Genomic DNA, 20,430 nt, shown 5'->3' on the forward strand with positions numbered 1-20,430 from the left:
CTAATTTGAAAATTTGAAAATGAAATACAACGGTTGCCGGCAAAAGCATTTTCAAATTTTCAAATTTTCAAATTTTTGAAATGCGTCCAAAAATTCTGTTAGTAGATGATCGGGAAGACAACTTAATGTCTATGGAAGCCATACTGGCGCCCGATGGGTACATTTTTGTTAAGGCCAGCTCAGGGAGCCAGGCATTGAAGATCCTGTTGAGCGAAATTGACTTTGCGCTTATATTGATGGATGTTAAAATGCCTAATTTGAATGGATTTGAAACGGCTGCCCTGATCTACGAACGGGAAAAGCTGAAGCATATTCCCATTATTTTCATTACGGCCAATAATTACGGCGAAGAGAACATTTTCAAGGGCTACCGTATGGGTGCGGTAGATTATATCTATAAGCCTATTAACTCCGAATTGTTGCGGGCCAAGGTGAACGTGTTGGTTGATCTGTACAGGAAAAACCATCGCCTTATTGAGCAGGAGAAACGGCTTACAGTGATCAACCGGAGCCTGGAAATGGAAGTTACCGAACGCAAGGCCTCGGAAGAACGGATAAAAGAACTGAACCGCCAGTTGCTCGAAAATATTGCCCTCCTCGAATCGGCCAACCGCGACCTCGACCGGTTTGCTTTCATGGCCTCTCATGACCTGCAGGAGCCCTTGCGCAAGATCCGCACCTTCAGCGATCTGCTGTTTGTAAAATACCAGACGGTGCTCGATTCGCCCGCCATCAATTATATTAACCGCATACAGAATGCCGCTGTTCGCATGCAAACGCTCATCAGCGATATCCTGGCATTTTCGCGTATCAATAACGAGAAAGACACTTTTGTTAATTACAACCTCAACCTCATTTTACAGGAAGCGCTGGATGAACTGGATGGGACCATCCAGGAAAAAAGCGCCAGTTTTGAAATAGAGGAACTGCCTGCCATCGATGTAAATCCGGGACTGGTACGCCCTCTTTTCGAGAACCTGCTGAGCAACGCGCTTAAGTATAGCAAAAAAGAGGAAAAGCCGGTGATCAAGATCCGATCGGAAATCATTACCGCAACCACTTCCAATAAAGAACCCATAAAGTATTGCCGCATTTATGTGCAGGATAATGGCATCGGGTTCGACCAGGTATATGCCGAACAAATATTTGATATGTTCAGGCGACTGCATGTACATAGTGAATTTGAAGGCACGGGCATTGGCCTTACGCTTTGTAAGAAGATCGTTGAAAAGCACAATGGCTTTATCTCTGTGCAAAGCAAGGTAAACAAAGGTTCTACCTTTATAATTTCATTACCTGTTCACCAGGTTACTGCTGAAAATGCCGGCGAACCCGGTGGCGATACCGCTGCTTTTTTATTGCTGGGGAAAAAGTAAGGTATAGTTTGTGGTTTGTGGTTTGTGGTTTATGGTTTGTGGTTTGTGGTTTGTGGTTTATGGTTCTTTATACTCGTAAAGTCCTTGTAGGCTGCGGCCTAGCCATGTTGCCGGTTATGCTCTTTCAAAATAATAGCGAAGCTCAAAGCGGCAGCAACCACAAACAACAAACTACAAACCACAAACATTTATTGTGGATTTAGTACAAACATGGAACGGGGTGGAAAATAAAGTACTTTTTTCCAGTCGATGCTGAAGATCTTCTCAAGAATTGTTTTTAACTCCTGCAACGTATGCGGTTTAACAGCATACAAATTAGATCCCTCGCGATAACAAAATTCAACATTCTGCAGATCACTTAACGAGGAATATACGATAATGGGAATAGAATCATATTTCCTGTTTGCCCTGATCTCGCGCAAACACTGCCGTCCATCCTTGCATGGCATCAGCAAGTCAAGGAAAACGATGTCGGGGTTATTTTCATCCAACAATTTGAAAAGAATATCGCCGTTTTCTGCCCGTGACAAGATCACTTTAAATGAAAGTTCTTCAATCGCCAGTGAAAAAATCAGGTAGTCCTCGTCGTCATCCTCCGCAATTAGTACATTTGTTGGATACTGATTAGAAACATTCATATATATTTTTTTTTACCTGCCTTTCCCGCTAAAAGCGGGAGATCACGAAACATCTTAACACACTTTTTGAATGAAATAAGCAAAAAGTTACGACAATAAGATCACCGAAAATACAATCAAAATTGCAATGATGGAATACAATTTTTAGTTTATTGTTCTATAAAAACAGTACAGTATGCAGGCAAAATCCAGGTATATTATATTGTTTTACGACCACAGTGAGAACGTACTCGGTATGAAACAGTTGTTGCAGCATCTGCCGATCCCTGTTGAAACAGATTGTGTAGAGAATTATCAACAACTTATGGATTTTCTAGATAGCAGGATTCCGGACCTTATCATTGTATATGTTAATAATCCTGAAAAAAGGTACATCGATTATCTGAAAGACCTGCGCGTAAACAATGGAATGGATGAGATTCCGGTATACGTGTTTACCGAGTTACCAGAGAAGCAAACTTTAATGAACCTGGTAGTTAATTAAGAGAGTTGGCGGTTTTGTTACTTATGTATGGTTACGTGCAGTTGCATGTTGCAAGTTACAGGGCCGAAATACAAAAGGGCAATTTCGTGCGAAATTGCCCTTTAATTATTAAGTTGGTTACTATGTCACGATTCCCTGAAACCTGTAACTATTAAAAATGCCACCGTACAAATGCTTCCATCGCTGCGTACTTGGTAAGCCCTAATTGAGCATACAAATTAGCGGTGTTGGAATTGCGGTCTTCAGCGCGTTGCCAGAACTCGCGGCTGTCGCTTCCCTGGAAGGGGACCATATCTTTTTGCGACTGGTGAATGAAAATACCGAAACGCTTTTTGAGTACCTGGTCGGGGCTCATGGGAATAGCCATTTCAATTTCGCTGAGGTCCCATTCCTGCCAGGCGCCTTTATACAACCAAACCCAGCAATCTTTAACCCAGTCGTCACCGGCTTCTTTTATGCGGCGTAATGATTCGAATACGATATCCAGGCAAACCTTGTGCGTTCCATGCGGATCGGCCAGGTCGCCGGCGCAATAGATCTGGTGCGGTTTAATTTTGCGCAACAGCTCCATCGTTAGTTTAACATCGGCTTCACCCATCGGATTTTTTTCGATGGTGCCGGTTTCGTAAAAGGGCAGGTTTTGAAAATGGATGTTATCGTCTTTAATGCCCACATAGCGGCAGGTAGCTTTTGCCTCGCAGCGGCGGATCAATCCTTTCACCGATCTGATCTCAGGCGTATCTATCTGGTTCGATTTCTTGAATCGCAGGTATTGACGGGCTTGTTCCAGGATCGCTTTTGATTTCTTGCTGTCTACGCCAAACATATCTTCAAAACCTACAGCGAAATCCATAAAGCGGGTCACAAACTCATCGGTTACGGCAATGTTACCTGATGTTTGATAAGCAACATGCACATCGTGCCCCTGGTCGTGTAAACGTTGGAAGGTGCCTCCCATTGAAATGATATCATCATCGGGGTGGGGAGAGAAGATAACACAACGTTTGGGATAGGGTTTGGTGCGTTCAGGATGGTTGGGCAAATGCAGATCGGGTTTGCCGCCGGGCCAGCCGGTGATACTGTCGCGCAGCATATAGTACACCTGCAGATTGATCGCGTACGCGTCGCCTTTTTCAACCAGCAGATCGCCTAAGCCGCTATCACGGTAATCGATATTTGTTAAACTTAATAATGGTTTGTTTATTTTCACCGCCATATTCACCACTGCTTTGCGGATCATCTTGGGTGTCCACTCACAATCACCGGTAAGCCATGGTGATTTGTAACGGGTAAGATCAGCTGCGGCCACTTCATCGAGTATAAACAAACTTTCGTTATGTTGTTGTAATAAAGAGGCGGGTATTTGTTCCGTAATGTTATCCTCAACCGATTTTTGTACAACGGCTGCTTTTGCAGGGCCCCAGGCCATTAATAAAATGCGCTTGGCTTTTAAAATGGTACTGATACCCATGGTGATCGCCAGCCGGGGAACATCGGAGATGTTGGCGAATTCATGCGAATTAGCGATGCGGGTTGAAGTGTCTAACGTTACCAGCCTGGTGCGTGACATAATGCTGGAGCCAGGCTCGTTAAAACCGATATGGCCATTGTTACCAATGCCCAGCACTTGCAGATCAATGCCACCTGCTTCTTCGATCATGCGTTCATATGCCACGCAATGCGCTTTGATCTCTTCCTTGGGTATTTCACCGTTAGGAATATGAATGTTTTTGGGATCGATGTCAATGTGATCGAACAGGTGCGTATGCATAAAGCGATTATAGCTTTGCAGTGCATCGTTTTCAATTGGGTAATATTCATCCAGGTTAAAGGTGATCACGTTCCTGAAGCTTAATCCATCTTCTTTGTGCATGCGTACCAGTTCGGCATACATGGAACGTGGTGTAGAACCTGTTGCCAGGCCTAATACACAGGAGAGGCCGGCCGCTTGTTTGCTGCGGATGAGTTCGGCTATTTCCCTGGCTGCGAATTTTGAACCTTCTTTCAGATCGGGATAAATACGTACAGGTATCTTCTCAAACGAATCAACCATGCTCATAAAAAAATCGGTTTTATAGTTGCGCGAAATTAAAGTTATTTCCAATATTCAGGCGGATTTTGCGGTTCTTTTCAGGTATAAAAATATCTCAAACGATTGTGTAATCACCGCGGATCACTCAAACGCTTTATTATAGTTAGTACCCCACAGATCGTAACGTTTGCATTGTGTTTGCAGGCGGTTTTCAAAGTCGCTCCAGTTGCGCTTTTCCGAGGGGCTCCATAATACTTCACTCAATGCGCTTACACGTGGAAAGATCATGTATTCCACCTTTTTAACATTCCCCATGTATTCGGTCCATACGTTACCTTGTGCGCCCAATACATGTTTGCGTTCTGCTTCATTTAATTCTTTCGGTAACGGTTCGTAACCATATATTTCTTTAACAGGGGTATAACCACCGATGGTAACAGAATCTTCTTTCTTGGTTTGTGAATGGTCGAGGTAAACAAAATCACCAGGCGTCATAATGACATCGTGATTTTGTTTGGCCGCTTCAATGCCGCCTTTCTCACCGCGCCAGCTCATTACAACTGCATTGGGCGCCAGGCCGCCTTCCAATATTTCATCCCAGCCGATCATGGTCTTGCCTTTGCTGTTGATGTATTTTTCCATGCGCTGCACAAAATAGCTCTGCAGCTCATGCTCATCTTTCAATTTATTATCTGCCATTCTCTTTTGGCATTTGGCACATTTTTTCCAACTCTCTTTTGGACATTCATCACCGCCAATGTGTACGTATTTCGCAGGGAACAAGGGGATCACTTCATCCAATACGTTTTGTAAGAAAGTGAACACGGAGTCATTGCCTGCACAAAATACATCGTCGAATACGCCCCAGGTTTGCTGTACCTGGTAAGGACCGCCGGTACAACCCAGGTATGGGTAAGCTGTCAATGCTGCTGAAGCATGACCAGGCATTTCAATTTCAGGAATGATGGTAACATAGCGTTTGGCAGCATAATCAACTATTTCTTTCACTTCTTTTTGCGTATAAAAGCCACCATGACGAATGCTGTCGTTACCGGTACCGGGATAGCGGCCTATGATGGTGCCATTGCGCCATGCCCCGGTCCTGGTAAGGTTGGGGTATTTCCTGATCTCGATGCGCCAGCCCTGGTCTTCCGTTAAATGCCAGTGGAAGTAATTCATTTTATGTAAAGCGATATAATCGATATACCGTTTTACAAAAGAAACGGGAAAGAAGTGGCGGCAAACATCCAGGTGAAGGCCACGGTATTCAAAACGCGGATAATCTTTTATTGTGAGATAAGCTACAGGTAATGATGTTGATTTTTCTACCGGTAATAATTGCAGCAGGGTTTGTACGCCGTAAAAGGCGCCGGTTGCATTATCGCCGCCAATATAAACCCCTTTGGCGTTTATTTCCATATTGTAGGCGCCGGGTATCGGATGGTCTAACCGGTCATAGTTCAGTCGAATAGCCGGGACCTTGCTTTCCTTTTTTATAATAGGTAAGGTAAAACCATACAATTGTTTCAGGTATTCATTCAGAAAACGGGCAGCATTTTCGAGCCCGGATCCCTGCAGGATAATAGGCGTTTTAGCCGTGATCACAAACTGGCCCGCATTTTCCGGCATTTTTAGTTCGGCCGGTTGGGGAATAATGTTTACCTGGGCATAGGTGCTGATGGTCAGGAGTAAAGAGGCAAAAACCCAAACTTTTTTCATAATGTGTAAAATGTTAATACCCTTTGGCACTAAATAGTGTCAATAGCGGGTGTTTTGTAATGAAAACAAATGTGATATACCACGCAGGCGCGGTACTGTGTGTATTCAGCCTGGTTTTAAGCGTTGAGAATGTATATGCTGTGCATCAGCCAACAACAGAGAAACTGCAAGGTAATTAATTAGTTAATAAGTTAACAGGTTGACAAGGGAAAAGAAAAGCCGTCCCGGTTAAACCGAAACGGCTATCGTGATCAAACTGTTTGTATTTCCGTGTTAACTTGTCAACTCAAGCACCTATTTTAAAATGGGAAGTACTATATTACTGCTATTCGATCCATCATGATAGATCTTAATAACCGCCTTCTGGAAATCGCTGTCATTACATTCGTAAATGTTTACGAATTTTTGTGGGTTACGGTCGGCCAGGGGAAACCAGCTGCTCTGGATCTGGATCATTAACCGGTGTCCTTTTTTAAAGGTATGCGCTACATCGGGCAGCTCAAATTTTACCTGCTCAATTTTATTCGGCTTAAAGGCTTCCGGTGTGGTAAAGCTCTTACGGAAACGGCCGCGCATAATTTCGCCGCGTACCAGCATCTGGTAGCCGCCCATTGGGTAGGCGCCACCGGCATCACGGCTTTGATTTGCGTTGGAGCCGGCATACTTAAAATCATCGGGGAATACGTCGATCACTTTTACAACGAAATCAGCATCCGTAGTTGAAATGCTGGTGAGCAGGTCAGCCACTACGGTGCCTCCCAGCGTGAGGTCATTGCTCAGTACATCTGTTTCAAAAGTCAATACATCTGTACGGCGACTGGCAAATCGCTGATCATCGGTCATATAATCGCGCGTGCGGGTGAAGTGTACATTTTCGGTATAAGGTACCGGGTGCGCAGGGTCGCTGATGTATTCGCTAAAACTGTTTTTAGCAACGGGTTTTTCCCAGGTCAACTTACCGCCAGGCTGCAGGTAAATGGGTTCATCTTTTTTATCGGCAGGCGGCCATTGCTCCAATTGTTTCCATTCATTGGCGCCGGTAAAGAATACTGTAGCTTCTGCAAGCTTCTTCAGATCTCCTTTTCCTTTCAGGTAATAATTGAAGAAGGGGATCTCGATATTATTCTGGTACCAGATGCTGGTGTTGGCGCCAAACTGTACATTGCCGAGGTGGGTACCATCGGTAGATGCCCATTGGCCATGATACCAGGGGCCCATCACGATCTTATTATTATTCTTTGCTTTTTGTTCAATAGCTTCATACGTTCTCCAGGCGCCAAAGCAATCTTCAGCATCAAATACACCACCAACAACTAAAGTAGCCGTAGAAGCGGGTACATTATTTACAAAATTCCTTACGTTGCGGGCTTTCCACCAGTCGTCGTAATTGGGATGCGCATACAGGTCTTTCCAGAATTGCAGGCTATCACCCGTAAGCTTCATGAAGTTTTTTAAAGCGCCGATGTTTAAATACGATTCATAATTATCATTGGATGGGATACGAATATTTTGACGGGGCCCCACTTTGGTTGGAGCAGGGCGGGGATAACCAAAGCCGCCTGAATAGAAAGAAAAGCCATCCATAATAAAGAAAGCGCCGTTGTGATGAAAGTCATCGCCGATGAACCAATCGGTTACCGGCGCCTGTGGACTTACCGCTTTTAATGCCGGATGACCACTGAGGGCTGCCATGGTTGAGTAAAACCCAGGATAGGAAATACCCATCACGCCTATATTGCCATTGTTGTTCTCCAGGTTTTTTATCAGCCAGTCGATGGTATCGTAGGTATCACTGGCCTCATCTATATCCTGGTTGGTTTTTTTATTGGGGTTGAACGGACGTACATCTACAAAAGTTCCTTCGCTTGCCCAGCGGCCGCGCACATCCTGGAATACGATGGTATAATTTTCACGTACATAATACTTGAAATAACGCATGTAAAGGCCGGCGTTGAAGTTATTTTCTCCATATGGTGAACAGGAATAAGGCGAACGCAACAACAGGATTGGGTGCTTTTCTGTTGCATCTTTTGGCACATACATGGACGTGAACAGTTTTACGCCGTCACGCATGGGAATGGTCACTTCTTTTTTAATATAATTTTCACATAACCAGGCTGAATCCTGTTCGTATTGAGCGTTAACAAAACCTATAAACTGTAATGCAATAATTAAAAGAAATAATTTTCTCATGTTTAGCTCTTAATTTAGATGCTTAAATGTAGGTTGAAAAGTTGACAAGTTAACACGTAGATGAGTTAATGCGTCCTTGTCAACTAGTCAACCTGTTAACTTATTAACTTAAACAACCATGTCAACGCGTAGGAAGTTTTTACAAACATCATTCCTGGGTTCATTGGGTTTTTTTTCAGGAAAAAAGATCCTGGCTCAGTCAGACACTTATTATCCAACTATAAAGAATGAACCCATCGTTCTTTCTACCTGGGATTTTGGTAAAGAAGCCAATGCTGAAGCCTGGACTGTTTTAGGAAAAGGCGGAAGAGCGCTGGATGCGGTAGAAGCGGGTGTAAAAATACCTGAAGCTGATCCCAATAATCAATCAGTAGGATACGGTGGTTTACCCGACCGCGACGGCCGCGTTACACTCGATGCGTGTATCATGGATGAACATTACAATTGCGGTTCTGTAATGTGTTTGGAAAATATTATGCACCCTATTTCGGTTGCACGGCTGGTTATGGAAAAAACACCACATGTGGTGTTGGTGGGTGACGGTGCTCTGCAGTTTGCATTAGCGAATGGTTTTAAGAAAGAGAACCTGTTAACGCCGGAGAGCGAAAAAGCCTGGAAGGAATGGCTAAAGACATCTAAGTATGAGCCCATCATGAATATCGAGAATAAATTGCATAAACCATCGGGTGGCGGTGCTATGCCTGGCGGTCCTGATAACCATGACACCATTGGCATGATCGCTATGGATGCCAAAGGTAATTTCAGCGGCGCTTGCACTACCAGCGGTATGGCTTTTAAAATGCACGGCCGGGTAGGGGATTCGCCCATCATTGGCGCCGGTTTGTATGTTGATAATGAAGTGGGCGCTGCTACTTCAACCGGCGTAGGCGAAGAGGTTATTCGTATTGTAGGTTCGCACCTGGTAGTGGAATTGATGCGCCAGGGATTACCACCTGGGGCGGCTTGTAAAAAAGCGGTAGAGCGGATCATTAGCCGCAATCCGGCCAAAGCCAAAACCCTGCAGGTTGGATTTATTGCCCTGAATAAAAAAGGTCAGTACGGCGGATATGCTTTACAGAAGGGATTTACGTATGCGGTGAAAACAGGGAAGGAAGAGAAATTAGTTCCTGCCAAGAGTATTTATTAGTTTATGGTTCATTGTTTGTTGTTTGTGGTTGCTGCCGCGCTTTGAGATTCGCTATTTATTTTGAATCACTTTACATGCAGTAGCATAAAGGCAGACCGCCGTTTAATAATGACTTTACGAATTAATGAACAACAAACAACAAACAACAAACCATAAACAACAAACCACAGACCATAAACAGTTTAATATGTTACTGGAAGTATGTGCGTTCAACCTGCAATCATCTGTTATTGCAGAAAAAGCAGGGGCTAAACGCGTAGAGTTATGCGAAAATCCGGCGGATGGCGGCACTACGCCCTCTTACGGCACCATAAAGCAAACCCGCGAAAAAATAGGCATCGCTTTATATCCTATCATCCGGCCAAGGGGTGGTAATTTTTTTTACGATGAAGAAGAATTCGCCATCATAAAACAGGATATTCTGCTGTGCAAACAATTGGGCTGCGATGGTATTTCAACCGGCGTGCATAAGCAAAATGGTGAAATTGATACAGACCGGTTAAAACGCATTGTAGAATGGGCTTACCCCATGGGTGTTACCTGTCATCGTGTGTTTGATGCCACGCCTGATCCTTTGCAGGCGCTGGAAGAGATTATATCGAGCGGGTGTGAGCGCATTTTAACCAGTGGTCAAAAAAGTGCTGCTCCCGAAGGAATACACATGCTGGCAACATTGGTGCAACAGGCCAATGGCCGCATTATTATTATGCCGGGCGCCGGGGTACGCGCTGCTAATATAGAAACGTTGATCAAAGGCACGGGGGCTACCGAATTTCATACCTCGGCCAGGATCACAGCGCCTGATCCCGTAACCTTCCGCAACCCCGCCATCACTGATGCCGGCCCATGGTATATTGCAAACGAAGAGGAATTAAAGAAGATAATAAATGTATTAAATAATGAAGCCAAACCGTAAGTTGAGTGGTGAATGTTGAGTGGTGAGTGGCGAATAGTGAGTGGTGAATAGCTCGCGATTAATTGAAATTAACTCCTAACCTGGGCTGCCGGAAATCCACTCACTGTTGCCGTGTGTCCTCATTGTCTATTGTCTATAGGTTTTCCTCGTTGCCTTTATGCCTTTATGCCTTGTTGCCTTGTTGCCTTTATGCCTTTATTCCTATTGCCTATTTGATCTTAGTTCCCAGCCAGTTGTTACGGAATTCCATCATTTCAGTAGTTGTTTTTAAACCACCCTGCTCGAATGTGGTGAGCGTGTAGGCAGGGTTTTCGGCCAATGTAATGGATGCTGTTTTTACTTCATTGCGATGTTTGAATTGAATGGCAAGCACATCACCGGGTTTATGATTGTTGAGTATTTCATTAATATCTGCCGACCGGGCTACCAGTTTGCCATCCAGTTGAACGATCACATCATCAATGTCGAGGCCCGCATTGTATAATGGGGTACCCATCACTGTATTGGAGTTGATGGTGGTGGTTCCTTCTTTGAATTGTACCCTGCCGATCCAGGCTTTACCCGCACTTTGTTTTTTCAATATTAAACCGGCTTTTTCAAGCAATGGCGCATAATTGAACGATTCATGACCGGTAATATACCTGGTAAAAAAATCAGCAGCAAAGGCTTTGTCGCGGGTTGTTTCTGCCAATACTTCTTCAAGCCCCGGGATGGTATAAGCGATCTCGGTTTTGCCAAAGCGTTTCCATAAAGCCGCCATATAATCATCCAGTGTAAGCTTGAATTTAGTGCGCAATTGCAGGTCAAGCGCTAAGGCAATGGCGCCGCCATACGGATAATAAGAGCTGTACATGTTCGGGTAATTGGTGCGGTCGACCGATACGCCGGCATCAACAAAAACAGCATGACGGCTTGCTTCTACGGGAGAGAAGCGTTTGGCGCCTGTTCCATTTTCTTTGGTGTTTATTAAACTGCCCAGTGAAAATAACAAAGTTTCTTTGGGTATTAACCCGGCGCGGCATAACAACAAGTCGCCATAATATTGCGTAAAGCCTTCTGCACACCAAAGTTCATTGCTCATGTTGCTCTTCTCAAAATTGAAGGGCTCTAAAGTTTTTGGACGAATGCGTTCTACGTTCCAGCAATGAAAGAACTCATGGGCAAACACGCCCAACAGGTTGCTGCCACCATTAAATGCATCTGGAATGCTGATCATGGTGGAGTTGCGGTGTTCCATGCCATCGCCTTCCACATAGGGATTAATGCTGGCAATAAAAGTATATGTGCCGTAATCAAAAGCGGGCACTTCACCGAATACGGTTTGCGCTTCTTCGGTTATGCGTTTTACTTTGGCCGCAAAGGCGGTTGCCACAGTGTCGTGGGCTTCCGCTTCCAGCGCCAACCGGAATTTGTAACTATTGCCATTCGGATTTTTAATGCTCCATTCCTTCCAATGGAGCTGGCCGATTTTGGTAGGGCAGTCCATGAAGTATTGTAGGCCCGGCGCGGTAAATTCAATAGGATTATCAGTTGGTTTTAATTGGGTGGCGATCGTCCATTTTTTATCGGCAGGAATATTAAATGTAACGGTGATCGGCGCTTTGTCAAATCCTTTGATCCATAGGAATGTTGCAGGCATATTCAGGTGAACGCTGCTTTGATCGATACCTGAATAGGTACCGTCGGGATATGCCGCGTAAAGCGTATAATCAACCCGCACAAACCCGTTTTGCTTTGGTACTTCGTATACATCGCCATCAATGCGATTGATCACAACAGCATTACCGTTTTGGTCGAATGCTTTTACTTCGTACACATTTTTTCCGAACTCATGCGTGGCGTAGCGGCCCGGTGAAGAACGGCTCATCCGGAAAATGGCTTTACCTGCGGGAATGCCCGATGCTGCCAGGCTGATATGGGCTTCGTGATGAACAATATTGGGAAAGGAAACTACGTAGTTGATCTTTTGAGCATAGGTATGCGAAATCCATAGTACGGCCACGAGCAGGACAAATCTTTTTATCATAGTAGTGGTTGTGTTACGAGTGCACAATATTAAGGATATTTACAAAGAAGGGGGACAGCCATCCTCTCCAATGCTCGCAATTTTCAATTAAATTTGATAGTAAAAGGACATAATATGACGGATCGCGAAAATAAGTTTATGCAGGCTGCTATTGACCTGGCGAGGCAGGGCATGAATAATGGAGTAGGAGGGCCGTTTGGTTGTATTATTGTAAAAGGTGATACGATCGTGGGCGAAGGCTGTAACAGCGTATCAAGTTTAAACGATCCTACTGCACATGCCGAAGTGGTGGCCATTCGTGATGCCTGCAAAAATTTGCAAACTTTTCAGTTAACGGATTGCGAAGTGTATACATCCTGCGAACCTTGCCCCATGTGCATGGGGGCTATTTACTGGGCCCGTCCAAAGAAGGTTTATTTTGGCGCTACCCGGCATGATGCCGCCGCTGCGGGTTTTGACGATTCGCTTATTTATAAAGAATTAACGGCTCCGCTGGATGATCGCATAATTGAAATGGTTAACCTTGGGCGGGAGCATGTTGTGAAAGTGTTCGAAGAATGGATAGAGAAGCCGGATAAGATAGATTATTAGTTATTGAGTTATTGAGTTATTGAGTTATTGAGTTTGAAAGGGGAAAAAACGGATAATCGCAAAGAACTAATGAACTCAATAACTAACGAACTAATGAATTCGGCTGATGACCATATATGCCAGGATAATGATAATGAGAATAAATGCAATGGCGGTATACACCCAAAAGCCATTGTTTATTTTTCTTTTTTCGCGCCGGTCTTTCTTTTGTTTGATGTACTGATGTAATTCTTTGTTAAGCTGATCAACATATCCTTCCAGCTTTTTATTGCCAGACATCTGTTGCAGCCCTTCCAGCGCTTCATTTTCAAAGTCATTGTCAATCATCCACATTTCCACCTCATGTTTTTCCTGTTCGGAGAGTTTGCCGCTCAGGTAGTCCATCAACTTCTGGTTGTCAATGTCTTTATTGCTATTAGATAATATGTTCAGTAAATCGTTATTCATTGTTCATGTCGTCAATGTACATTCATTAGACCTCAGGTTTTAAGATTGGTTTAGTTTTCGTTCAAGCAGGATCTTCAGGTTGCGTTTGCCATTCTGGATATAGCTTTTGACCTGCATGAGTGAAAAGCCTGTTTGGTCGGCAATTTCATTGTACGACCGTTTTTCAAGATAGAACAAAGTTACGCACTGTTTTTGTTCTTTGTTCAGTTCCCGGATGCAATCATTCATCAATTCAAGCTGCCGGTCTTTTTCCAGGTGGGGCGCCAGTCCGGCGTCTTCTTCCTGGGCAATGGTCATTTCCTCCCTGATCTCAGCCGGCGTACGGGCCTGTTTGTCGCGCAGCTTCATCAGGCAATGGTTCTTGGCCACCATATACAGCCAGGATTTAAAATATTCCACCCGGTATTTATGCAATTCGGTAATGGCTTTTAAAAAAACCTGTTGTACGCAGTCTTTGGCTTCTTCCTCATTTTTCAGGTATTTCATGCAAACACCCAGTAATAACAGGGTATAACGTTGCAGTAATATCCCCAGCCAGTGGTTGTCGCGACTGGAATAAAAGGAGTTGAGTAATTGCTGATCGCTGATATGTGAATTAGGGTCTGGTTTCACCACGCGAAAATGCTGTTTTCTTATTACTATGATGCATGAAGTTCAAATTTCCACAAATTTACTACGACGCTCTAAACGGAAGAAGTCATTCTTTATTACCCCCTGCCCCCTAAAGGGGGAAAAACAGTTGCCGGTTATCAACGTCAATGGTGAATGGTGAGTAAGGCCGCCGAAATTTCAGCATTCCTAATATTCGGGAACCCACTCACCACTCACTGTTTTCGCTTTCAGCTTTCGGCTTTTGGCTGTATTTGCTTGCCGCTTGCTGCGTGTGGCTTGAAGCTTTTCCTGGCGTTTGTCTTTTGGAATTTGGTTCTTATTACTTTTGCCCCCAAAATAACCCAATCTATGGCATATGCTGTTTGCAGGGTGCCGGTTGCTCCCTTACGGGCCGCACCCACGCATAAAAGCGAAATGAACAGTCAGTTGTTATTGGCAGAAGCGGCGCTTATCCTGGAAGAAACAAAGGATTTTATAAAACTGCAATGCATGCACGATGGGTATGAAGGCTGGTGCCAGCGTGCCCAGGTGGTGATTTCCGATACCTGGACGAACAGTACTCCATCGCAATTATATACAGCCGATTGGCTTAGTACAGTTACCATTAATAAGGTGCCGGCGCATATACCCATGGGTATACCGGTTATTGATAAAGACAATGCCCGGCAGTTATCTGCTGTGTTGCAGATCGATTATGGCAAAGCTGCAACGTATAATGCAACCAATAGTAAACCCGAAGCGGAAGCTATCCGTGCCCGGGCCGAACTGTTTTTGAATACGCCCTACCTCTGGGGCGGCCGAACGGTTTTTGGCATCGATTGCAGCGGTTTTGCCCAAATAGTGTTCCGGTTTTTTAATATTCCCTTGCTACGCGATGCCTGGTTGCAGGCCACCCAGGGGGAAGCCATTGGTTTTTTACAGGAAGCCCGTTGCGGCGACCTTGCTTTTTTTGATGATGCCGAAGGACAGATCATCCACGTTGGAATTTTGCTGAACGACCATGAAATCATTCACTCCTCGGGGCATGTGCGCATTGATAAAATTGATAATGCCGGTATTGTGAATGCAGAAACCGGCGTACGCACGCATCAGTTGCGGATCATAAAGCGATTTATTTAGCAGATTGAATTACCCAGGATAGCTTGCCCCATAGGGTAAACGGAGATGTTGTAATGTTGTGGAATAGTGCTGACCCATGAACTTTTTTGCTGAACGCAGGGCCTATTTATCCAGGAACAGCATTTTGCCGGCTACTAACAGCAATACGACCGCAAAGATTTTCTTTACGGTTTCCTGGGGAATGGAGAGAGAGAATTTACTGCCGAGCCAGCCGCCTATAACAAAGGTTACGCACATAATGGCTACTACTTTCACATCAATGTAACCCTGTTTGTAATAATTCATTACGGCAAGGATGCCTACCGGCAACAACAACAAGCCCAGTGAAGTGCCCTGGGCCTGTAATTGGTTAAAACCTAAAATATACACCAGGGCAGGCACTATAATAATGCCACCGCCAATGCCTACCATTCCGCTTAAAGCGCCGGCAGCGAGGCCCACCAGTACCAGTAATAAAACGGTTTGTATATTCATAGTTGTATTATTATCAGAAGCAGAACAAAAAAGTTAGTAGCTAGTGGTAAGTAGCAAGTAGGGCTTACATTCGAAGCGAACTATTCATATTTGCATTCCCTACTAGCTACTCGCTACTTACTACTCGCTATTCTCTTATTTCGTTTTTCTGAATTGCTCTTTGTACAAAGCCAGTGCGTCTTCGATGATCAGCAACGCCGTGGCTTTATCACCGAATTCGTTTACGGTTACCGATTTGTTCTCCAGTCTTTTGTACTCTTCAAAGAAGTGACGCAGTTCCTCGAAGAAGTGGGGCGGTATTTCTTCAATGTTATTATAGTGATTAACGCTCGGATCGTTGGCCGCCACGGCAATGATCTTATCATCGGCATCGCCGCTGTCGATCATTTGCATAACACCAATTACTTTCGCCTGCATCAGGCACAATGCCTGTACGGGTTGAGAAGTAATTACCAGTATATCGAGCGGATCTTTATCGTCGCCGTAGGTTTGTGGAATAAATCCATAGTTACACGGATAATAGAACGAAGAATAAATGACCCGGTCTAATTTTAACAGGCCACTGTCCTTATCAATTTCATACTTAGCCCTGGACCCCTGCGGAATCTCAATGACTGCATTTACAATCCGTGGAGCCTGATCACCAGGAGGCACGCCATGCCAGGGATGGGAAACAGTTATCATATTGTGTTTAAAATTTAAGCAAATCTATAATAAGTTCTGTTTCAAATGGCAATGTAATCATGAATCGGCAATACCAGGGTTTCAGGAACTTAAAACTTAAAACTAAAAACTTAAAACTAAGAACTCACTAACTGGTACCCGAACCAGGTTGCCAGCAGGCCGAGGATGACACTGGCTGCGGTGTACAGGATAAAATACATTACCTGGCCGCTTTTGAGCAAATTAAGGTTTTCGTAAGCAAACGTTGAGAAGGTGGTAAAACCGCCGCAAAACCCTGTGGTAAGCAATAAACGCCATTCGGGTGTAAGCAGGTTCCCTTTATCGGCCAGGGCGCAAAATAAACCAATTAAAAAACATCCGGCAACATTTACTATCATGGTCCCGAAGGGAAAGGGGTGGGGGTACCATTCATAAATGTATTTCTGACATAAGAATCGCGCAATGCTGCCCACACCGCCGCCTAAACCGATCAGTAAGATGTTTTTCCAGAGCATGCCTTACATTTTTATGATCGATTTAAGATCAACCAGCCAGGTATCCTGGCGGCGTACGATGCGTAAGGTGGTGGTATCTGTGGGGTTTGATGTATGGTAATATTTATACTGAACGGTAGAGTCGTTCTCTCCGGTGATGGCAACCGGCCTGATGGTAGCCGCTTTGTACTGGCTTTTTTCTTTACTGCTCATTTCCTTGTAATTAGCCTGTTGTTTTTCAAACAGCATTACATTGGTGGAATCTTTAAATAAATAAAATGCCGCTTTATCATAATCACCATCCAGTGAAGCGCGGATGAACTGGGTACCGGCATCCTGTGCATCTTCTGCTTTTTTATACCCGGATTCATTGTTCGAATTACAGGATACAGCGGCTGCAATGCAAAAACTGGCAATTAATTTCTTCATAATCAACAAAAATAAACACAATGAGGCATATATGGGAAGGGTTTTTTGCGAGCAGTAAGTGGCGAATAGCCAGTGGGGGAAGAAATTGCTGATTAGAGATTTGAAAATAAAGAACCCCAAATCCCTAAATCCCGAAATCGGAAATAAAAAAAGTACGAGGTATGAATTCGTGATCTTCATACTTCGTACTTCCTGCTTCTTATTTCGATTATTATTTCTTCTCTTCGGAACGATTATTTCTTTCGCGCCATTGCTGTTGCTGCGGATGTTCCTGTTCATTTTCCCGGTGTTCGCGATCGTATGCCTTGATAATGGCTTTTACTAACCGGTGACGTACCACGTCTTCTTCATCCAGTTCAATATGCGCAATGCCATCTATATTTCTCAAGATCCGCACTGCTTTGTCGAGGCCGCTGCGTTGATTTTTCGGCAGGTCGATCTGTGTTAAATCGCCGGTAATAATGGCTTTGGCGTTTGAACCAATACGGGTGAGGAACATCTTTATCTGCAAGTCGGTCGCATTTTGCGCTTCATCCAGAATGATGAACGCATTATCGAGCGTACGACCCCGCATGTAGGCGAGCGGCGCAATTTCAATTACGCGTGTGCTCATATAATAACCCAGTTTATCGGCGGGTATCATATCGTCGAGCGCATCATATAATGGACGCAGATAGGGATCGATCTTCTCCTTAAGGTCGCCGGGTAAGAAACCAAGGCTTTCGCCAGCTTCTACCGCAGGGCGGGTAAGGATGATCTTTTTAACCATTTTGTTTTTCAATGCCCGAACGGCCAACGCTACTGCGGTATAGGTTTTACCGGTACCGGCAGGACCAATGGCAAACACGATGTCGTTCTTCTCCGCCACCTGCACCAGTCTTTTCTGGTTGATGGTGCGGGCCCGCACGGTTTTTCCATTGGGACCAAAAACAAGAATGTCGTTGGGATTGCGATCGATGAAGTTGTCAACTGTTTCGGCGTCATCGCCACCGAGAATTTGCTCAAAATAGTTCTCGCTCATATGGCCATTACGCTCAAGGTATTGAACTATCAGTTCAATTTTTTCCTTGGCGCTTTCAACCTGTTCTGGCGAGCCGCTCAACTTAATTTGGGTACCTCTTGAAAGGATTTTTAAAAGCGGGAATTTCTTTTTCAGAATATCGAGTTTTCCATTGTTGACACCGAAAAACTCAATAGGGTTTACAGTTTCAAGGCTAATTATAGTTTCTGTCAATGCGCATCAATTTAAGTTTCACAAATACAGGATAGTTTCCTGGTATCTTCTGTCTTATTTCATCTATTCCAAATATAATTATTTGGAACAGCATTTTCGTAAAGTTACTTATTCACAACATGTGGAAAATCGAAATTGTTGTGCTCTTTTCGTTAAATAATTCCGGGTATTTTCACAGGTGATCGTCACTCGAAAAAAGTAATACTTTGTTTAATGTATTGTGAACTCAAAATGCATGTCGCGACAGGCATTCGCCAAATGAAAAATGTCCTTCCGGGGTAAACCGAAAGGACATTTTTCATTATGATAGTAAGTGATTTACACTTATTTGCTTCTCTTTGTTTCTACTATTTTTACCGGTATTCCATTTTTATCATACGTATATTCTGTGCAATGCTCCAGAATGTTCGGCTCACTTACATCTTTAGAGCAGATCCTTACCAACTGGTTTGCATCGTTATAGAAATATTCGTTGAGCGGAACTCCGGTCATATACGGCAGCGTAGCGGTACGGGGCTTTGAGCTGCTGTAATAATCCCACATAGGGAAGATGAACGGCACTTTCTTTTGTTGACGGGCATCTACTTCCCAGTTATCATTATCAAATTGTAATACTCTACCGGGAGAACTGATCTTTTGCAGTTTATCGCCGTTATATGCGTATGTCCATGTATCGGTTTCCTGGCCGCCGCCGAAAGGTATTACCTGTACTGAAGTGATTTGACCACTTGAGTTGAAATTGTATACCAGGTCGTATTCTTTCTGAACGGAAACAGCCCCACCGCCGCTTACACGGGCAAAGAATTTTTCAATTTTTACTACACTTGATCTTTTCTTAGTGATAAAAGCACTATTGGGCATGAAAGGCAGGCCGGGATGTGACGAAAGATAGAAATTGATACCTGCATAATAATTGCTGGTGCTGAAATCAAAAAAGTCATCAGGACCGGCAGCCATAGTTTTGTAATTTACCGGAGATGTTGATGACACCTTAGTGTATACTTTCTTGGCGCCGCCGTTTGCATCGGTAATGGTTTTGCCATCAGCCGATACGGTCAATGACATTTTGGATGCATCTGGTTCAAAGTGTACCAGCTCATCGCCGCCGGCGCTGAGGGTAAACGGTAAAAATTTGGCTTTGCTGGGAAAATAAACGAATAACGCGGGATTACTCTTTCCACTTGCACTTACTAACAGGCTATCCTTTTGGTCCTGGGTTTTCCATACTCCTTCAACCTGGCCTTTTTGACCGAAGCTGACAGCGGAGATGATGAGCAGAAGTGTGGTTAGGGAACACTTACTTATCATAGAACGGTTTTTAAATAATTGATAAAAATAATTGAAACTACTATTGTTTTAAAAGTTCACATTTTTAATTGGTTTAAGGGCGCCAGGTGTTATCCGAGCGGGGGAATCCGGATGTTCCTTTTTCCCATTGTTGCACTATTATGGACCATTTTTCACTTTGAAAAGTTGTTGCAATTTTGTTTTTGTCTATTGAACCTTATGTAAAGTCTTTTGTAAAAAGAACTTCAGTGATCAGGTTGTTATTATAAATAATATAATTATCCGTTAACGGCCTCACGCATTGTTACGCGATGCGCATTAGCTATATTAAAATTGAACACTAAATTATTTGATGAATTACGGGCGTAATTGAATATCGTAAGAGGATTAGCGCCACCCGGATAACCAGACATGTTTTCTGTTGGTTTTTCCGGCTTCCACAGTCCAACTATACCGTGTCGCAGTAGATCAGCGAAACAAGGTATGGTGATAACACATTTTACAGAAAGTAGAATTATATTCATCATAGGGTATTAGTATGCTGCGGCA

Annotated in this window: 19 protein-coding genes; 6 read left to right on the forward strand and 13 right to left on the reverse strand. The window is 44.0% G+C overall.

From position 1 onward, the window contains the following. Positions 1-80 precede the first annotated feature (80 nt). Entirely contained in the window at positions 81-1,376 is a 1,296-nt protein-coding gene (locus tag FAM09_RS11080) for a response regulator (RefSeq protein WP_136577152.1), read from the forward strand. 188 nt (positions 1,377-1,564) lie between these two features. Here FAM09_RS11080 and FAM09_RS11085 read toward each other — a convergent pair whose 3' ends face one another. Next, positions 1,565-2,014, reverse strand: a complete 450-nt coding sequence (locus FAM09_RS11085) for a response regulator (RefSeq protein WP_136577153.1) — start codon at positions 2,012-2,014, stop codon at positions 1,565-1,567. 175 nt (positions 2,015-2,189) lie between these two features. Between FAM09_RS11085 and FAM09_RS11090 the strand changes: the two genes are divergently transcribed. Continuing rightward, entirely contained in the window at positions 2,190-2,498 is a 309-nt protein-coding gene (locus tag FAM09_RS11090) for a response regulator (protein WP_136577154.1), read from the forward strand. Positions 2,499-2,649: 151 nt separating this feature from the next. On the opposite strand, the gene nagB is transcribed toward FAM09_RS11090, so the two are convergent. From nagB to FAM09_RS11105, 3 genes are all read right to left on the reverse strand, one after another. Beyond that, positions 2,650-4,557, reverse strand: coding sequence for a glucosamine-6-phosphate deaminase (gene nagB / locus FAM09_RS11095; RefSeq protein ID WP_136577155.1), 1,908 nt, complete (start codon positions 4,555-4,557; stop codon positions 2,650-2,652). 114 nt (positions 4,558-4,671) lie between these two features. After that, positions 4,672-6,249 (reverse strand): beta-N-acetylhexosaminidase, encoded by a 1,578-nt coding sequence (locus FAM09_RS11100; protein WP_136577156.1) that lies wholly within the window; start codon positions 6,247-6,249, stop codon positions 4,672-4,674. 294 nt (positions 6,250-6,543) lie between these two features. Further along, entirely contained in the window at positions 6,544-8,442 is a 1,899-nt protein-coding gene (locus FAM09_RS11105; protein ID WP_136577157.1) for a CocE/NonD family hydrolase, read from the reverse strand. A 118-nt stretch (positions 8,443-8,560) separates the two neighbouring features. Here FAM09_RS11105 and FAM09_RS11110 point away from each other — a divergent pair, with 118 nt between their 5' ends. Next, positions 8,561-9,589 carry a N(4)-(beta-N-acetylglucosaminyl)-L-asparaginase gene (locus tag FAM09_RS11110; protein ID WP_136577158.1) on the forward strand — a complete coding sequence of 343 codons (1,029 nt, stop codon included), beginning with the start codon at positions 8,561-8,563 and terminating at the stop codon, positions 9,587-9,589. Between the two features lie 187 nt (positions 9,590-9,776). Continuing rightward, positions 9,777-10,505: a copper homeostasis protein CutC gene (locus FAM09_RS11115; RefSeq protein WP_136577159.1), complete on the forward strand. Its 729-nt coding sequence runs from the start codon at positions 9,777-9,779 to the stop codon at positions 10,503-10,505. Between the two features lie 208 nt (positions 10,506-10,713). Here the strand turns inward: FAM09_RS11115 and FAM09_RS11120 are convergent, their stop codons facing one another. Continuing rightward, positions 10,714-12,531 (reverse strand): M61 family metallopeptidase, encoded by a 1,818-nt coding sequence (locus FAM09_RS11120; protein WP_136577160.1) that lies wholly within the window; start codon positions 12,529-12,531, stop codon positions 10,714-10,716. 114 nt (positions 12,532-12,645) lie between these two features. On the opposite strand from FAM09_RS11120, the gene FAM09_RS11125 reads away from it, so the two are divergent. Next, positions 12,646-13,122, forward strand: coding sequence for a nucleoside deaminase (locus FAM09_RS11125; RefSeq protein ID WP_136577161.1), 477 nt, complete (start codon positions 12,646-12,648; stop codon positions 13,120-13,122). A 90-nt stretch (positions 13,123-13,212) separates the two neighbouring features. On the opposite strand, the gene FAM09_RS11130 is transcribed toward FAM09_RS11125, so the two are convergent. Both FAM09_RS11130 and FAM09_RS11135 read right to left on the reverse strand, forming a co-directional pair. Next, positions 13,213-13,569, reverse strand: coding sequence for a hypothetical protein (locus FAM09_RS11130; protein ID WP_136577162.1), 357 nt, complete (start codon positions 13,567-13,569; stop codon positions 13,213-13,215). Between the two features lie 39 nt (positions 13,570-13,608). Next, positions 13,609-14,184 carry an RNA polymerase sigma factor gene (locus FAM09_RS11135; RefSeq protein WP_243751649.1) on the reverse strand — a complete coding sequence of 192 codons (576 nt, stop codon included), beginning with the start codon at positions 14,182-14,184 and terminating at the stop codon, positions 13,609-13,611. A 345-nt stretch (positions 14,185-14,529) separates the two neighbouring features. On the opposite strand from FAM09_RS11135, the gene FAM09_RS11140 reads away from it, so the two are divergent. Beyond that, positions 14,530-15,300 carry a C40 family peptidase gene (locus FAM09_RS11140; protein WP_166437098.1) on the forward strand — a complete coding sequence of 257 codons (771 nt, stop codon included), beginning with the start codon at positions 14,530-14,532 and terminating at the stop codon, positions 15,298-15,300. Between the two features lie 102 nt (positions 15,301-15,402). Here FAM09_RS11140 and FAM09_RS11145 read toward each other — a convergent pair whose 3' ends face one another. From FAM09_RS11145 to FAM09_RS11170, 6 genes are all read right to left on the reverse strand, one after another. After that, entirely contained in the window at positions 15,403-15,774 is a 372-nt protein-coding gene (locus tag FAM09_RS11145) for a sulfite exporter TauE/SafE family protein (protein ID WP_208025538.1), read from the reverse strand. A gap of 135 nt (positions 15,775-15,909) precedes the next feature. Beyond that, on the reverse strand, positions 15,910-16,458 hold the full coding sequence (locus FAM09_RS11150; RefSeq protein WP_136577164.1) for an inorganic diphosphatase: 549 nt from the start codon (positions 16,456-16,458) through the stop codon (positions 15,910-15,912). 116 nt (positions 16,459-16,574) lie between these two features. Next, complete coding sequence (crcB, locus tag FAM09_RS11155) at positions 16,575-16,952, reverse strand: fluoride efflux transporter CrcB (RefSeq protein WP_136577165.1); 378 nt, start codon at positions 16,950-16,952, stop codon at positions 16,575-16,577. 3 nt (positions 16,953-16,955) lie between these two features. Further along, positions 16,956-17,360, reverse strand: coding sequence for a hypothetical protein (locus tag FAM09_RS11160; RefSeq protein WP_136577166.1), 405 nt, complete (start codon positions 17,358-17,360; stop codon positions 16,956-16,958). 211 nt (positions 17,361-17,571) lie between these two features. Then, entirely contained in the window at positions 17,572-18,594 is a 1,023-nt protein-coding gene (locus FAM09_RS11165) for a PhoH family protein (RefSeq protein WP_136577167.1), read from the reverse strand. 324 nt (positions 18,595-18,918) lie between these two features. After that, positions 18,919-19,902 (reverse strand): hypothetical protein, encoded by a 984-nt coding sequence (locus FAM09_RS11170; RefSeq protein WP_136577168.1) that lies wholly within the window; start codon positions 19,900-19,902, stop codon positions 18,919-18,921. Positions 19,903-20,430: the final 528 nt, after the last annotated feature.

It is taken from the genome of Niastella caeni (assembly GCF_004834005.1).
Lineage (GTDB): Bacteria > Bacteroidota > Bacteroidia > Chitinophagales > Chitinophagaceae > Niastella > Niastella caeni.

Coding starts and splice junctions, on each gene's coding strand:
- FAM09_RS11080 (WP_136577152.1), top strand. CDS start 81: ATGCGTCCAAAAATTCTGTTAGTAGATGATCGGGAAGACAACTTAATG.
- FAM09_RS11085 (WP_136577153.1), bottom strand. CDS start 2,014: ATGAATGTTTCTAATCAGTATCCAACAAATGTACTAATTGCGGAGGAT.
- FAM09_RS11090 (WP_136577154.1), top strand. CDS start 2,190: ATGCAGGCAAAATCCAGGTATATTATATTGTTTTACGACCACAGTGAG.
- nagB (WP_136577155.1), bottom strand. CDS start 4,557: ATGAGCATGGTTGATTCGTTTGAGAAGATACCTGTACGTATTTATCCC.
- FAM09_RS11100 (WP_136577156.1), bottom strand. CDS start 6,249: ATGAAAAAAGTTTGGGTTTTTGCCTCTTTACTCCTGACCATCAGCACC.
- FAM09_RS11105 (WP_136577157.1), bottom strand. CDS start 8,442: ATGAGAAAATTATTTCTTTTAATTATTGCATTACAGTTTATAGGTTTT.
- FAM09_RS11110 (WP_136577158.1), top strand. CDS start 8,561: ATGTCAACGCGTAGGAAGTTTTTACAAACATCATTCCTGGGTTCATTG.
- FAM09_RS11115 (WP_136577159.1), top strand. CDS start 9,777: ATGTTACTGGAAGTATGTGCGTTCAACCTGCAATCATCTGTTATTGCA.
- FAM09_RS11120 (WP_136577160.1), bottom strand. CDS start 12,531: ATGATAAAAAGATTTGTCCTGCTCGTGGCCGTACTATGGATTTCGCAT.
- FAM09_RS11125 (WP_136577161.1), top strand. CDS start 12,646: ATGACGGATCGCGAAAATAAGTTTATGCAGGCTGCTATTGACCTGGCG.
- FAM09_RS11130 (WP_136577162.1), bottom strand. CDS start 13,569: ATGAATAACGATTTACTGAACATATTATCTAATAGCAATAAAGACATT.
- FAM09_RS11140 (WP_166437098.1), top strand. CDS start 14,530: ATGGCATATGCTGTTTGCAGGGTGCCGGTTGCTCCCTTACGGGCCGCA.
- FAM09_RS11145 (WP_208025538.1), bottom strand. CDS start 15,774: ATGAATATACAAACCGTTTTATTACTGGTACTGGTGGGCCTCGCTGCC.
- FAM09_RS11150 (WP_136577164.1), bottom strand. CDS start 16,458: ATGATAACTGTTTCCCATCCCTGGCATGGCGTGCCTCCTGGTGATCAG.
- crcB (WP_136577165.1), bottom strand. CDS start 16,952: ATGCTCTGGAAAAACATCTTACTGATCGGTTTAGGCGGCGGTGTGGGC.
- FAM09_RS11160 (WP_136577166.1), bottom strand. CDS start 17,360: ATGAAGAAATTAATTGCCAGTTTTTGCATTGCAGCCGCTGTATCCTGT.
- FAM09_RS11170 (WP_136577168.1), bottom strand. CDS start 19,902: ATGATAAGTAAGTGTTCCCTAACCACACTTCTGCTCATCATCTCCGCT.